The 14,506-nt window shown below is 62.8% G+C and carries 13 protein-coding genes; all 13 read left to right on the plus strand.

Annotated elements, in window-relative coordinates; all coding sequences use genetic code 11:
- Nucleotides 1–44 precede the first annotated feature (44 nt).
- On the plus strand, nt 45–923 hold the full coding sequence (gene tsf, locus AC0GUR_RS06805; protein ID WP_472876706.1) for a translation elongation factor Ts: 879 nt from the start codon (nt 45–47) through the stop codon (nt 921–923).
- A gap of 243 nt (nt 924–1,166) precedes the next feature.
- Nucleotides 1,167–1,889, plus strand: coding sequence for a UMP kinase (gene pyrH, locus AC0GUR_RS06810; RefSeq protein ID WP_472876707.1), 723 nt, complete (start codon nt 1,167–1,169; stop codon nt 1,887–1,889).
- A 593-nt stretch (nt 1,890–2,482) separates the two neighbouring features.
- Entirely contained in the window at nt 2,483–3,040 is a 558-nt protein-coding gene (gene frr / locus AC0GUR_RS06815) for a ribosome recycling factor (RefSeq protein WP_472876708.1), read from the plus strand.
- Between the two features lie 16 nt (nt 3,041–3,056).
- Nucleotides 3,057–3,797 (plus strand): polyprenyl diphosphate synthase, encoded by a 741-nt coding sequence (uppS, locus tag AC0GUR_RS06820; protein ID WP_472876709.1) that lies wholly within the window; start codon nt 3,057–3,059, stop codon nt 3,795–3,797.
- Between the two features lie 11 nt (nt 3,798–3,808).
- Complete coding sequence (locus AC0GUR_RS06825; RefSeq protein WP_472876710.1) at nt 3,809–4,627, plus strand: phosphatidate cytidylyltransferase; 819 nt, start codon at nt 3,809–3,811, stop codon at nt 4,625–4,627.
- Nucleotides 4,624–5,814, plus strand: coding sequence for a 1-deoxy-D-xylulose-5-phosphate reductoisomerase (locus tag AC0GUR_RS06830; protein ID WP_472876711.1), 1,191 nt, complete (start codon nt 4,624–4,626; stop codon nt 5,812–5,814). Before AC0GUR_RS06825 ends, AC0GUR_RS06830 begins: the two co-directional genes overlap by 4 nt.
- A gap of 22 nt (nt 5,815–5,836) precedes the next feature.
- Nucleotides 5,837–7,183, plus strand: a complete 1,347-nt coding sequence (rseP, locus tag AC0GUR_RS06835; protein ID WP_472876712.1) for an RIP metalloprotease RseP — start codon at nt 5,837–5,839, stop codon at nt 7,181–7,183.
- Between the two features lie 216 nt (nt 7,184–7,399).
- A complete protein-coding gene (bamA, locus tag AC0GUR_RS06840) occupies nt 7,400–9,862 on the plus strand; it encodes an outer membrane protein assembly factor BamA (RefSeq protein ID WP_472876713.1) in 2,463 nt (820 codons plus the stop codon).
- Nucleotides 9,863–10,182: 320 nt separating this feature from the next.
- Nucleotides 10,183–11,211 carry a UDP-3-O-(3-hydroxymyristoyl)glucosamine N-acyltransferase gene (gene lpxD / locus AC0GUR_RS06845; RefSeq protein ID WP_472876714.1) on the plus strand — a complete coding sequence of 343 codons (1,029 nt, stop codon included), beginning with the start codon at nt 10,183–10,185 and terminating at the stop codon, nt 11,209–11,211.
- Entirely contained in the window at nt 11,204–11,677 is a 474-nt protein-coding gene (gene fabZ / locus AC0GUR_RS06850; protein WP_472876715.1) for a 3-hydroxyacyl-ACP dehydratase FabZ, read from the plus strand. Before lpxD ends, fabZ begins: the two co-directional genes overlap by 8 nt.
- On the plus strand, nt 11,674–12,447 hold the full coding sequence (lpxA, locus tag AC0GUR_RS06855; protein WP_472876716.1) for an acyl-ACP--UDP-N-acetylglucosamine O-acyltransferase: 774 nt from the start codon (nt 11,674–11,676) through the stop codon (nt 12,445–12,447). Before fabZ ends, lpxA begins: the two co-directional genes overlap by 4 nt.
- A 64-nt stretch (nt 12,448–12,511) precedes the next feature.
- On the plus strand, nt 12,512–13,723 hold the full coding sequence (lpxB, locus tag AC0GUR_RS06860) for a lipid-A-disaccharide synthase (RefSeq protein ID WP_472876717.1): 1,212 nt from the start codon (nt 12,512–12,514) through the stop codon (nt 13,721–13,723).
- 34 nt (nt 13,724–13,757) lie between these two features.
- Nucleotides 13,758–14,354 carry a ribonuclease HII gene (gene rnhB / locus AC0GUR_RS06865; RefSeq protein ID WP_472876873.1) on the plus strand — a complete coding sequence of 199 codons (597 nt, stop codon included), beginning with the start codon at nt 13,758–13,760 and terminating at the stop codon, nt 14,352–14,354.
- The last annotated feature ends 152 nt before the right edge of the window (nt 14,355–14,506 follow it).

The raw sequence follows: 14,506 nt of genomic DNA on the forward strand, positions 1-14,506 counted from the left end.
GGCCCGCAAGGGTCGGGGCGCATCAAAGCTTTTGAGGAACCCAGATGACCGCCATTTCCGCAAAACTGGTTAGCGAACTGCGCGAGCGCTCCGGCGCCGGCATGATGGATTGCAAAAAGGCGCTGGTCGAAAACAACGGCGACATCGACGCCGCTGTGGAATACCTGCGCAAGACCGGCCTGGCCAAGGCTGACAAGAAGGCTGACCGCGTGGCCGCTGAAGGCCGCATCGCCACCGCCCAGGCCAACGGCAAGGCCGTGCTGGTCGAGGTGAACAGCGAGACGGACTTCGTCGCCAAGGCGCCGAACTTCATCCAGTTCACCAACGAAATCGCTGAGGCCGTGCTGGCTTCGGGCGCTACCGACATCGACGCCGCCAAGGCTGCCGCTTTCCCGGGCGCCGACAACGTCGAGTCCGCCGCCAAGGCGCAGACCGCCACCATCGGCGAGAAGATCGAAGTGCGCCGCGTTGCCCACATCGCGAACGATGGCCCGCTGGCCACCTACTCGCACGGCGGCAAGATCGGCGTGATCGTGGCACTCAAGGGTGGCTCGGAAGAGCTGGCCAAGGGCATCGCCATGCACGTGGCGGCCATGAACCCGCCGCACATCAAGCCGGAACACGTGCCGGCTGAGTTCATCGCGAAGGAAAAGGACATCGCGCTGAGCCAGATGACCGATAAGGACAAGGCCAAGCCGGCCGACATCCTCGAGAAGATCATCTCCGGCAAGATCAACAAGATCGTCTCGGAAGTGACCCTCGTCGGCCAGCCGTACGTGCTGGACACCAACACCACCGTGGGCGACGTCCTGAAGAAGGAAGGCGCTGACGTCGTGGCCGTGGTTCGCCTAGCCGTGGGCGAAGGCATCGAGAAGGTGCAGGAAGACTACTTGGCCGAAGTGGCCAAGGCGATGCAGGGCTAAGCACCTCCATCCCCTGTGGGATCTCAAGAAAGCCGCGGGAAACCGCGGCTTTCTTGTTTTTATGAAAGCCCTCTCCATGCCCACCCGTATCCCCCACACGGGCAGCCATGCCGTGCGCCATCACCGGCGCCAAGTCCACGGCTGGACAGGACTTTCCCCCACAGCCGCAGCACAAAACGCTTACCCGTTCGCGTCGCTGCCGTTACAATGCGCGCGTTTTGCCCCACACAATCCGGAGATCCCATGAGCGCACCGCTTAATTACCGTCGTATCCTGCTCAAGCTCTCCGGTGAAGCCCTGATGGGTGAGGCCGATTACGGCATCGACCCAAAGGTCATCGGCCGCCTTGCCGATGAAATCATTGAAGTACAGAAAGCCGGCGTGCAGATCGGCGTGGTCATCGGCGGCGGCAACATCTTCCGCGGCGCCGGCCTCGCTGCCGCTGGCATGGATCGCGTCACCGGCGACCACATGGGCATGCTGGCCACCGTGATGAATGCACTGGCCATGCAGGATGCCATCGAACGTCGCGGCGGCTTCGCCCGCGTCATGAGCGCCATCCAGATCCACGACGTAGCCGAAGACTTCATTCGCCGCCGCGCCATTCGCCATATCGAAAAGGGCCGCATCGCACTATTCGCTGCCGGCACCGGCAACCCCTTCTTCACCACTGACTCCGCCGCTGCGCTGCGTGCGGTGGAAACAGGCGCCGACCTGCTACTGAAGGCCACCAAGGTCGATGGCGTGTACACCGCCGACCCGGCCCGCCACGCCGACGCCACGCGCTATGACCACCTCACCTACGACCAGGTGATCGAGCGCAAGCTGGCCGTGATGGACACCGCCGCCATTGCCCTGTGCCGCGACCACGCCATGCCGATGCGCATCTACGACATGACCGTGCCGGGCAACCTCATGCGCATCATGCGCGGCGAGGAAGTCGGCACGCTCGTTTCGGATAACTGAGTTTGCGTTGCTCCTCCCCGCAAAGGGAGGAGCAAATCTCCTCGAGGGAAGTAGCGAGGCGCAATGTGTCGCTTCGCGCTTTAAGCCCTCTTCGCGATGGTGCGTTACGGTGTAGCCGTACCGCGTGTCGGACAATCGTGACGCTCCGGGCTTCACGGACGCCAAGTCTTTTATTCAGCACGACGCTACGATCACCCCGCTCTTGAGGCCGTTTTCTTTGGGTTACTTTTCTTTTGGGCCAGCAAAAGAAAAGTGACTCGAGCGCCGGCAGGCGATCGAAACGCCCGCCGCGTCCCACAGGGACTAGCTTTGCGTCGTAGGCGGCACGCTGGCGGAGACGCTAGATCAAGAACGAAAGTCACTGGACCCCGGCCTGCGCCGGGGTGACGGTGAGGGGAACACGCACCCTCGCGAGCACCCGCCCCTCACCACCGTGAAGGTGGCAATGCCCCAACCCTCTCCCCGGAGGGGAGAGGGAGCAAGGAGCTGGCCGCGCAAGCGATACCCGCAACCTAAGCAACGCCACCCCACACCCCAACGCCCGACTACCCCCTGCTATACTCGCGGGCTTGCACGCTTGAGGGGTGTTTCCCATGCTTAACGACATCAAGAACGATGCCCAGACCCGCATGGGCAAGAGCATCGACTCGCTCCGTCACACCTTGACGCGCCTGCGCACCGGTCGCGCCAGCACCGCACTGGTCGACGGCATCAAGGTGCCGTATTACGGCTCGGACATGCCGCTGAACCAGGTGGCGACGGTGGCGCTGGGCGATTCGCGCTCGATCATCATTACCCCGTTCGAAAAGACCTTGGTCGCCCCGATCGAAAAAGCCATCATGGCTTCCGATATCGGCATCACGCCGAACACCGCTGGCACCACCATTCGCCTCAACATGCCGCCGCTCACCGAAGAGCGTCGCCGCGAGCTGGCCAAGCACGTCGCGCATGAAGGCGAGGAAGCCAAGATCGCCATCCGCAATGTGCGTCGCGACGCCATGCAGCAGGTCAAGGATCTGCTCAAGGAAAAGCTGATCACCGAAGACGACGAGCGCAAGGCTGAGGACGAGATCCAGAAGCTCACCGATCGTTTCGTCAAGGACGTCGACAGCGTCGTCAAGACCAAGGAAGAGGAGCTGATGGCGCTCTGAGCGCCATCAATCCTCTATGACCAGCGCCGCTCAAGCGCGGATTCCGCGCCACGTAGCCATCGTGATGGATGGCAACGGCCGCTGGGCAAAGCTCCGCCACAGGCCACGCACTTTCGGCCACAACGCCGGCCGCAAGGCGGTGCGCGATGTAGTGGAAGGCTGCCTGCGCCAGGGCGTCAACGTGCTCACCCTGTTCGCGTTCTCCAGCGAGAATTGGCAGCGCCCGCAAGACGAAGTTGGCGCGCTGATGGAGCTGTTCGTGCGCGCGCTGGACAAGGAAGTCGACGAATTGCACGGCAATGGTGTGCGCATTCGTTTCGTGGGCGACCTGAGCACGTTCGATACCGGCCTGCGTCAGCGCATGACCGGTGCCATGGCTCGCACAGCAGGCAATGACGCTCTGCATCTGAACATTGCGGTGAGCTACGGCGGTCGCTGGGACATCGTGCAGGCGGCCCGCAAAGCGGCTGAGTCCGTGGCGCGTGGCGAGCTGCGCGCCGAAGAGATCGACGAGAAGCTGCTGGGGCACTGGATGTGCCTGTCCGAGCTGCCGCCGCTCGATCTTTTCATCCGCACCGGTGGCGAATGTCGGGTCAGCAACTTTCTTTTGTGGCAGCTTGCCTACGCGGAACTGCATTTTACCGATACCCTGTGGCCCGACTTCGACCAGGCTTGCCTGAAGAGCGCCATCGAAGACTACGCACGCCGTGAACGCCGCTTTGGCAAAACCGGCGAACAAGTTGCCCACAAGGCGTAACAAGGACCTGCATGCTGCTCCAGCGCACCCTCACCGCTCTGCTACTCGCTCCGTTGGTGATCGGGTTGATCCTGTTTACGCCGAACCTGCTGTTTGCGCCCATCGTGGCCATCGCCTTTCTGGCCGCCATGTGGGAGTGGACCCGCCTTTCGGGCCTCAATGAGGTGCTGCCCCGTGGCGGCCTGCTCGCCTTTACCGCAGCACTGTTCGTGCTTTGCTGGCTGGCACGCGACACCACCTGGTGGCCCCTGCTCATCGGCGTCGGCGTGGCTTGGTGGATCGTGGTGGGTCAGTGGCTGCGCCACTTTGCCTTTGGCGCGGCGCCCACTCGCGAAAACCGCCTGATCAAGCTGGGCGCGGGCCTGCTGGTGATCGTCCCCGCCTGGGTGGCGGTGGTCTCCATTCACGGCGCGAGCAACCGCGGCCAGTGGTGGACTCTGCTGGCGCTGTTCATCGTCTGGGCCGCCGACATCGGCGCCTACTTCAGCGGACGCCTGTTCGGCCGCCGCAAGCTCGCCCCCACCATCAGCCCGGGCAAGACCTGGGCTGGCGTCTATGGCGCCCTGGTGGCTGGCGCCATTGTCACCTACGTCGGCGGCATGCTGCTTGGCGTCACCGGTGGCAAAATGGCAGGACTGCTGGTGGTGTCGTTGGTGACGGTGGTCGCCTCGGTGGTTGGCGACTTGCTGGAAAGCCTGATGAAGCGCCACGCCGCCGTGAAGGACTCCGGCAACTTGTTCCCGGGCCACGGCGGGATGCTTGATCGCCTCGACAGCGTGTTCGCCGCCCTGCCCGTGTTTGCCGCCGGCAAACTGCTGCTGGGTCTATGAGCGCTCCTGTGTTTCGCAAGGTCGCCGTCCTGGGCGCCACCGGTTCCATCGGCGGCAGCACGCTCGACGTGATCGCGCGCCACCCGGACCGTTTCCGCGCTAGCGTACTTACCGCGCACAGCAACGTCGCCGCACTGGCCGAATTATGCGCTCGGCATCAGCCTGACCTCGCGGTAATCGCCGATCCTGCACTGGAGGGCGAACTGGCCCGCCGACTCGCCGCTGCCAACGTGCGCTGCGACATCGCCAGTGGTCACGACGCCATCACCGCCTCGGTGTCCGGCACGCTGTGCGACACCGTTGTGGCGGCCATCGTGGGCGCCGCCGGACTCGATTCCACCCTGGCGGCCGCACGCAGCGGCAAGCGGCTGCTGCTGGCCAACAAGGAATCCATCGTGATGGCCGGCCCGCTATTGCTGCAGGCCCTGGCCGCCGGTGGTGGCGAGCTGATTCCGGTCGACTCGGAACACAACGCCATATTCCAGTGCCTGCCGGGCGGCCGCCCCAACCTGGGCACCAGCGGCGTGCGCCGATTGGTGCTTACCGCATCAGGTGGCCCGTTCCGTGGCCGCACGCGCGCAGAACTGGCGGGCGTCACGCCGGAGCAGGCGTGCAAGCATCCCAATTGGGTAATGGGACGCAAGATCTCGGTCGACTCGGCCACGCTGATGAATAAAGGTCTGGAGGTGATCGAGGCCCATCACCTGTTCGGCGCTGCACCCGATGCGATCGATGTGCTGGTGCACCCGCAGAGCCTGGTGCATTCGTTGGTCGAGTACGTCGACGGGTCGGTACTCGCCCAACTGGGCAACCCGGACATGCGCACCGCCATCGCATATGCACTCTCGTGGCCTGCCCGCATCGAAGCCGGCGTAGCACCGCTGGATCTCGCCGCCTCGGCGCCACTGGCGTTCCAGCAGCCCGACCTGGCCACTTTCCGCTGTCTTGCACTCGCTTTCCAGGCGCTGCGCGCCGGTGGCGACGCGCCGGCGATTCTCAATGCCGCGAACGAAGTGGCGGTGGAGGCCTTCCTGGCCGGAGGTCTGCCCTTCCTGGGTATCGCCGATCTCGTGGAGAGCGTACTTACGGAACTGTCGCCGCAAGCTGTGGTCGATGTCCCGACCCTGAATGAACGCGACTGCATGGCCCGCGAGGCCGCCCGACGCATCCTTCGCAACGTGTGCTGACAAGCCTGATAAGCTCTTACTGATGAATAGTGTATTTGGCTCAGTGTTTTGGTTACTCGTCACGCTTGGCGTGCTGGTGACCTTTCACGAATTCGGGCACTACTGGGTAGCACGGCGCTGTGGCGTCAAGGTGCTGCGTTTCTCCGTGGGCTTCGGCAAGGCCATCTGGAAGCACATCGGCAAGGACGGCACCGAATATCAGGTCGCCATGATCCCGCTGGGCGGCTACGTGAAGATGCTCGATGCCCGTGAGGGCGAGGTCGACCCCGCGCTGGCCGGCCAGGAGTTCACCGGCAAACCGGTATGGCAGCGCATCGCCATCGTCGCCGCAGGCCCCGGTTTCAATCTCATCTTCACCCTGTTCGCGTTCTGGCTGATGTTCATGGTCGGCAAGCCGGACGTGGCACCGGTGATCAGCGCCACACCGCAGAGCATTGCGGCCGAGGCCGGCGTTCGTACCGGTGACCGGATTCTCAGCGTGGACGGCCATGACGTAGCGACCTGGAGCGACTCCATGGATGCCGTGGCCAATGCTCTGCTGGGCCGCGATCCGTTGCCCATGCGACTGCGTGGCACGGATGGTGCCGAGCGTACCGTGACGCTCCCCCTCAATCAGCTGCCGGCCGGCGAGGACATTGGTCAATACCTCGACAAGCTCGGCCTGAAACTCGCTCCGATGCAGCCAGTGGTTGGCACCGTGCTGCCTGGCAAGCCTGCCTCCCAAGGTGGCATGCAGGGCGGTGACCGCATCGTCAGCATCAATGGTCAATCCGTAACCAGCTACGAAGAGTTCCAGAAGCTGGTGCCCACGCAGGCGGCCAAGTCGCCCACGCTCGCTATCGTGGTCCAGCGCGGACAACAGACGCTGCCGCTGTCGATCACGGCGCGCATGGAGTCACTGGAAGGCCAGTCGTCCGGCTGGATCATCGGCGTCACTGCCACGGAGCGCGAGCAGGCCATGCTGCGCTATGGTCCGGTCAAGGCTATGGGCGCCTCGCTGGAAACCACCTGGAACACCGCCGCGTCGACGTTCAACATGATCGGCAAGATGGTCACTGGCCAAGCCTCGACCAAGAACCTTTCAGGTGTGATCGGCATCGCCCAGGTGGCGAATGCCTCAGCAAGCATGGGCGTGGGCTGGTTCTTCAGTTTCCTGGCGATGGTCTCGCTAAGTCTTGCGATTCTCAACCTGATGCCCATCCCCGTCTTGGACGGCGGTTGGCTGCTGTATTACCTTATTGAGTTGGTCAAGGGCAGCCCTGTCAGCGAACGCACCATGATGGCCGGTCAGTATGTCGGCCTGGTGCTGCTGTTTACGTTGATGGGATTGGCTTTCTACAACGACATCCATCGCTTCCTGCCCTCGTGACGCGTAACGACTTTGCCGAAAGTCGCACCGAGTCCGGGGATCATGGCGTATCCATGGCGAGCGCGGTCACGCGCGCGCTGAGGGGTATGGCGGTGGTTCACCCGTCGCATCTGGGGAAGATGCAAGCACCCTTTCGAGGCTGGGCTTGTCCTGGCTTCACGTATTGATCGGGGCGGCTCCGGCCGCCTCATACGAATAAAACCAACGGAATCGACGATGAAGCGTATCGCCGCCCTGATCCTGCTTGCCTCACTGTCTGCCAACGCCCTCGCATTCGAGCCGTTCGTCGTTTCCGACATCCGTATCGATGGCCTCAGCCGCATTTCCACCGGTACGGTGCTCAACTACCTGCCCATCAACAGGGGTGACCGCCTGACCAACGATGGTGCGCAGCGCGCCATCCGTGCCCTGTACCAGACCAAGTTCTTCAGTGACGTAGAGGTCACCCGCGAAGGTGACATCATGGTCATCAAGGTGGTGGAGCGTCCGTCCATTGCCAAGCTGAGCCTGCGCGGCAACAAGGACATCAAGGAAGACGATCTGCGCAAGGGCCTGAAGGAAATCGGCCTTGCCGAAGGCGAAACCTTCGACCGTCTCTCGCTTGATCGCGTGCAGCAGGAACTGGTGCGCCAGTACTACAACCGCGGCAAGTACAACGTGTCGATCGAGCCGCACGTGACCAACCTTGATCGCAACCGCGTCGCCATCGACATTGAAATCCGCGAAGGCAAGGTTGCCAAGATCAAGGAAATCAACATTGTCGGCAACAAGGCGTTCTCCGACAAAGAAATCCGCAAGGGCTTCGAGTCGGATACCACCAACTGGATGTCCTGGTACTCCAAAGACGACCAGTACTCGCGCGAAAAGCTCAGCGGCGACCTCGAGAAGCTGCAGTCGTACTACATGGATCGCGGCTACGCCGACTTCGGCGTCGACTCCACGCAGGTCACCATCGCGCCGGACAAGCGCACCATGTATATCGCCTCCAGCGTGAAGGAAGGCGAGATCTTCACCATCTCCGACGTGCACCTGCTCGGCGAACTGATCCTGCCGGAAGAGTCGCTGCATCAGCTCGTGTACGTGAAGAAGGGCGACACCTTCAACCGCAAGGCGATTGAAGCCAGCACCAATTCAATCAAGACCATCCTCGCCAGCATCGGCTATGCCTTCGCCAAGGTGACGCCGGTGCCGAAGCTGGACAAGGACAAGCGCACCGTCGACCTCACGCTCTACATCGAGCCGGGCAAGCGCGTGTACGTTCGCCGCGTGAACTTCCAGGGCAACACCCGCACGGAAGACGATGTGCTGCGCCGTGAAATGCGCCAGCTGGAAGGCAGCTGGTTCTCGCAGCCGGCCATCGACCGCTCCAAGATCCGTCTGCAGCGCCTGGGCTACTTCAAAACGGTCAACATCGACAAGGCATTGGTGCCGGGCACCGAGGACCAGGTCGACCTGACCGTGAAGGTGGAAGAGCAGTCCGCCGGCAGCCTGATGTTCGGCGTGGGCTACTCGCAGTACTCGGGCATCATCTTGTCGGCCTCGGTATCGCAGAACAACTTCCTGGGCACCGGCGACAGCTTCACGGTGGGCGCGTCGCGCAGCGACTACTCCACTTCGATCAACGCCAGCTACTTCAACCCATACCTCACCGACAACGGCGTGGGTATCGGCTACAACGTGGGTTACACCAAGAGTAACTACGCCGACACCAACAGCAGCTTCGTGAACTACGAAAGCTCGCTGAAGTCGTTCTCGAGCTTCCTGAGCTTCCCGATTTCCGAAACGGACAACGTCCGTACCGGTCTGGGTATCAGCAGCAACAAGATCAACCTGGCGTACCAGCAGCAGCAGGTCGACGCGAACGGCAACCCCACCGGTCAGATTACGACGATCAGTTACTCACCGCAGGTGCTGATCGATTACCAGAACGCGATTGGTCACCGGACCGTTCACACCTGGGACGCCACGCTGGGTTGGACGCACGACACCCGCAACGGTTACTGGGCACCCACGCGCGGTGGCCTGATCTCGCTGTCCACCGATATCGCCCTGCCGGGCTCCACCGTGCAGTACTACAAGATCTTCGGTGAAGCCAACCATTACTGGCCGATCGGCAAGGGCTTCGTGTTGTACGTGGATGGCCAGGTCGGCTACGGCAAGGCCTATGGCCAGACCTTCCCGTACGACGGCGGCACCTCCTACAAGGCAGGCGATCCGGTCACCTTCCCGTTCTGGGAGAACTTCTATTCCGGTGGTGTGCGCGACGTGCGTGGCTTCCAGGACAACACGCTCGGTCCTCGTGTCTGTACCGGTGTGGATGCCAACGGCAAGCCGATTCAGCCGAACCCCAACGGTACGTGTTCGGGCAGTGCGTACTCCTACGCACAGCCGTTGGGCGGCGCCTTCAAGGTGCTGGGCACGGCCGAGCTGTACCTGCCGCTGCCGTTCCTCAAGGACATCAACACCGCCCGCGTGTCGTGGTTCGTCGACGTGGGTAACGCCTACCAGGACTACCAGAGCTTCACCGCCAAGACGCTGCGCGTGTCCACCGGTGTCTCGCTGCACTGGCAGGCGCCGATCGGCCCGCTGATCATCAACTTCGCGGTGCCGATCCGCACCCAGCAGGACGACGGCCACTACGAAGAACGCATCCAGTTCACCTTCGGCAGCCAGTTCTGATGGCCTGAAAAGCCAAAGGGTAGTGACAAGAGAAGGCGCGGCCATGCCGCGCCTTTTTTTGTGGCCACCATCCCTGGCGGCCACCCTTCGGGCCATCGCTGACGCGATGTCATAGTTGCTCCTGGCAATTTTTTGTGGCGACCGAGCCATTCCTGGCGACCATCCTTAGGGCCACCGCTGACGCGATGTAAAAGTTGCTCCTGGCAATTTTTTGTGGCCACCGAGCCATTCCTGGCGGCCACCCTCCGGGCCGTCACCAACACGATCTTTTGATGCCCCTGACGTGGAGCCCTACAATGTCCCGATTGCAGGGAGCCGATATGAGCGTTTTCCAAACCACCGTCGCCGAACTTGCCGAACGCTTCGGCCTCGCCTGCCACGGCGACGGCTCGCACCTTATCGATGGCGTCGGTACGCTTGCGGGCGCCGGCCCGAGCCAGCTGAGCTTTCTCTCCAACAGCAAATACGCCTCACAGCTGAGCAGTACCCGCGCGGGCGTGGTGGTCATGCGTGAAGAGAACGTGGCGGAGAGCCCCGTACCCGCGCTGGTGGCACGCGACCCCTATGTGGCCTACGCCAAGATTGCCGCACTGTTTGAGCGCCTTCCTGCGGCGCCTCAGGGGATCCACCCGTCGGCTGTCGTGGCTGCAAGTGCACGCGTAGCGCCCACCGCCAGCATCGGTCCAGGCTGCGTCATCGATGATGGCGCTGTGATCGAAGACGGTGCGGTCTTGGGTCCGCATTGCATCATCGGCCCCGAGTGCACCGTGGGCGCGCATTGCCGGCTGGTCGCGCGCGTGACGCTGGTGATCCGGGTGACACTCGGCAAGCGTGTGCTGGTGCATCCGGGTGCAGTGATCGGTTCGGACGGCTTCGGCCTCGCATTCGATCGCGATCACTGGATCAAGCTGCCTCAGCTTGGCGGCGTGCGCATCGGCGACGATTGCGAAATCGGTGCCAACACCACCATCGACCGTGGCGCGCTCGACGACACCGTGCTCGAGGAAGACGTGCGGCTGGACAACCAGATCCAGATCGCCCACAACGTTTATATCGGTGCGCATACGGCCTTGGCCGGCTGCGCGGCCGTGGCTGGCAGCGCCAAAATTGGCCGTTATTGCATGATCGGCGGAAATGCGGGCGTGCTTGGCCATCTGGAAGTGGCTGATCGCGTTACCATTACCGCCAAGAGCCTGGTCACGCACTCGATACGCGAACCCGGCGAATATTCTTCGGGCGTCCCGCTACAGGAAAACCGCCTGTGGCGACGCAATGCAGCCCGCTTCAAACATCTTGATGAATACGTACGCCGGCTATCGGCGTTGGAGAAGGACAGCAACAATGAGTGACCTGACCGTGCCCTTCCACCTTCCCGTGAATGTGGAGCTGATTCAGCAACTGCTGCCGCATCGCTATCCGTTCCTGCTGGTCGATCGCGTGATCGAATTGGTGCCGGACAAGAGCGTGGTGGCGCTGAAGAACGTCACCATCAACGAGCCGTTCTTCCAGGGTCACTTTCCCGGCCATGCGGTGATGCCGGGTGTGCTCATTGTCGAAGCGATGGCGCAGGCTGCGGGTCTGCTCACCCAGATTTCCAGCCGCTTGAAGGGTTCCACCGGCAGCCCCCTGTTCTACCTGGCCAAGGTGGACAATGCGCGCTTCAACGCCCCCGTGGTGCCGGGCGACCAGCTGCGCCTCGAAGTCGAACTCAAGCGCCTGCTGCGCAGCATGGGCCTGTTCGAAGCGCGCACTGTCGTTGACGGCAAGGTGGTGGCCAGCTGCGAACTGATGTGCGCGGCGAGGTCCGACAAATGATCCACCCGACTGCGCAGATCGATCCCTCGGCGGTCATCGCCGAGAACGTCAGCATCGGCGCTTACAGCGTGATCGGCGCCTATGTGCACATCGGCGAAGGCACGGTGATCGGCCCGCATGTGGTGATCGAGGGCCCTACGCGCATCGGTCGTGACAACCGCGTCAGTCAGTTCGCTTCGCTGGGCGGCGACCCGCAAGACAAGAAGTTTGCTGGCGAGCGCACGGAACTGGTCATCGGCGACCGCAACCAGATCCGTGAGTACGTCACCATCAACCGTGGCACCGGCGACGGCGGCAGCAAGACCGAGATCGGCAACGACAACTGGATCCTCGCCTACGTGCACATTGCGCACGACTGCAAGATCGGCAACAACACGGTGTTCTCCAATTACTCCGCGCTGGCCGGTCATGTCGAGATCGGCGATTGGGTAGTGATGGCCGGATTCTCCGGCGCACATCAGTTCTGCAAGATCGGCGCGCATGCCTTCATTGGCATGGGCTGCCTGCTTGGTTCGGATGTACCGCCTTACGTGACGATGGCCAACGACCAGCGCGGTCGCCCGCGCGGCATCAACAGCGAAGGCCTGAAGCGCCGCGGCTTTGACGCCACACGAATCTCCGCCATCAAGCGCGCCTATCGCACGCTGTACATGGCCGGCCTCACCCTGGCCGATGCTCGCGAGCAACTGGCAGCACAGGCGATCGACAGCGAAGATGTGCGCGCCATGCTGGAATTCCTCGATCGCAGTGAGCGATCGCTGGCACGCTGATATGAGCTTCGCTCATATCAGCAAATCAGGCGCGCGCTCTGGCTCTGGTGGTTGACGTCACGAAATGGCTTCCATCGAAACAACATCGTCTGCCCCCCTCATCGCCATCATCGCCGGCGAAGACTCCGGCGATCAGCTCGGCGCCGACCTCATCGCCGCCCTTCGCCGCCGTTACCCCGACGCACGTTTCGTCGGCATCGGCGGCGCGCGCATGCAAGCCGTGGGCTTCGATTCCTGGTACGACATCAAGGAGCTGTCGCTGTTCGGCTTTGCGGAAGTGATTTCGCATCTGCCACGCCTGTTGCGTCTGCGCAAGGAGCTGGTTGCCCGCCTGATTGCCGCCAAGCCCGCCGTAGTGGTCGGGATCGACGCGCCCGATTTCAACCTTGGCGTCGAAAAGCGCCTGCGCGAAGCCGGCCTGCGCACCGTGCACTATGTCAGCCCATCCGTGTGGGCGTGGCGTGAGAAGCGCGCTGAGAAGATTGGCCACAGCGCGAATCGCGTGCTGTGCCTGTTTCCGATGGAGCCAGCGATCTACGCCAAACACGGCATCGACGCACGCTTTGTGGGTCACCCGCTGGCGGATCGATTCGCCCTGGTGTCCGATCGCGCGGGAGCGCGCGACGTTCTCGGTCTACCGCAGAACGTGCCAGTGCTTGCCGTATTGCCGGGTAGTCGCGGTACGGAGATCAAGCAACTAGGCCGCACCTTCCTCGAGGCCGCTCGAAAGGTCGCCGCCGAGCTCCCGGGGCTCCGCATCATCGTCCCCGCAGCGAATGAGCGTGTGCACGCCAGCCTCAAGGCGCTGCTGGGCGACATGGGTAACAGTAACGCTGTACAGCTGCTTGAAGGCCACGCCCATGAAGCGATGCTCGCGGCGGATGTCGTGATGCTCGCCTCCGGTACGGCGACGCTTGAGGCCTTGCTGGCCAAGCGCCCCATGGTGGTAGGGTATCGCGTCTCGCCAATGAGCTACCGCATTGCGCGCGCACTCAACATGCTCAAAACGGACGTCTATTCGTTGCCCAATATTCTCGCTCGCGCCAGCGGCATGGGTGACGACGTGGTGCTGGTGCCCGAACTGATGCAAGACGATTTCACCGCGGACCGGGTGGCCAAAGCGACCGTCGCCCTGTTTCAGGATAGTGAGCGCCGCGGCGCGATCGTTGCTGCGTTTGAGCAATTGCACCTGGCCTTGCGCGGCGACCTCGAGGGTCACGCAGGCGACTTGGCGGCCGATGCGGTCGCTGAACTGATTGAGGTGAATCGTGCCTAAAGCCAAGCTTGTCGCGGGCACCCTACCTGCATCCGTGATTACCGCAAGCGGCGGACTGATTGCCGGCGTTGACGAAGCGGGCCGTGGCCCACTGGCCGGCCCGGTAACGGTCGCTGCCGTCATTCTCGATCCCGCCAGGCCTATTCAGGGGTTGAACGACTCCAAGAAGCTCACTGAGGCGAAGCGCGAAGCACTCTATCCGCAAATCATCGAAAACGCGCTGGCTCATTGCGTGGTGATGGTGATGCCGGAGGAGATCGATCGCATCAACATCTATCAGGCCACCATGGCCGGCATGAGCCGCGCCGTCGCCGGTTTGACACCAGCCGCAGTGGAAGCGTTGATCGATGGCAATGCATTGCCCCGCGACCTGCCTTGCCCTGGGCGCGCCATCATCGGTGGCGACGGGCTGGAACCTGCCATCAGTGCGGCATCGATTCTGGCCAAAGTCACGCGCGATCGCTGGATGGTCGCATTGGACCAGGAACATCCCGGCTACGGCTTCGCCATACACAAGGGCTACGGCACGCCGGCTCACCTCGACGCCTTGAAGCGGCTCGGCCCCTGCCCGCACCATCGACGCAGTTTCGCACCCGTAAAACTGCTGGTGGATCAAGGCGTACTGTTCTGATCGCGCTTCACAAATAGACGTCCATATCATCACCATTGAGTCGCGGGCCAATGCATCAACAGGGCCAAACGCGGCGTGAGCATGCATGCCCAACGGCCCACGTCACCCGCATGTCACGGAGCTAGAATAGTGTCGACTCACGGGAACCCGTG

It is taken from the genome of Dyella sp. PARNA 12/25 (genome assembly GCF_055702865.1).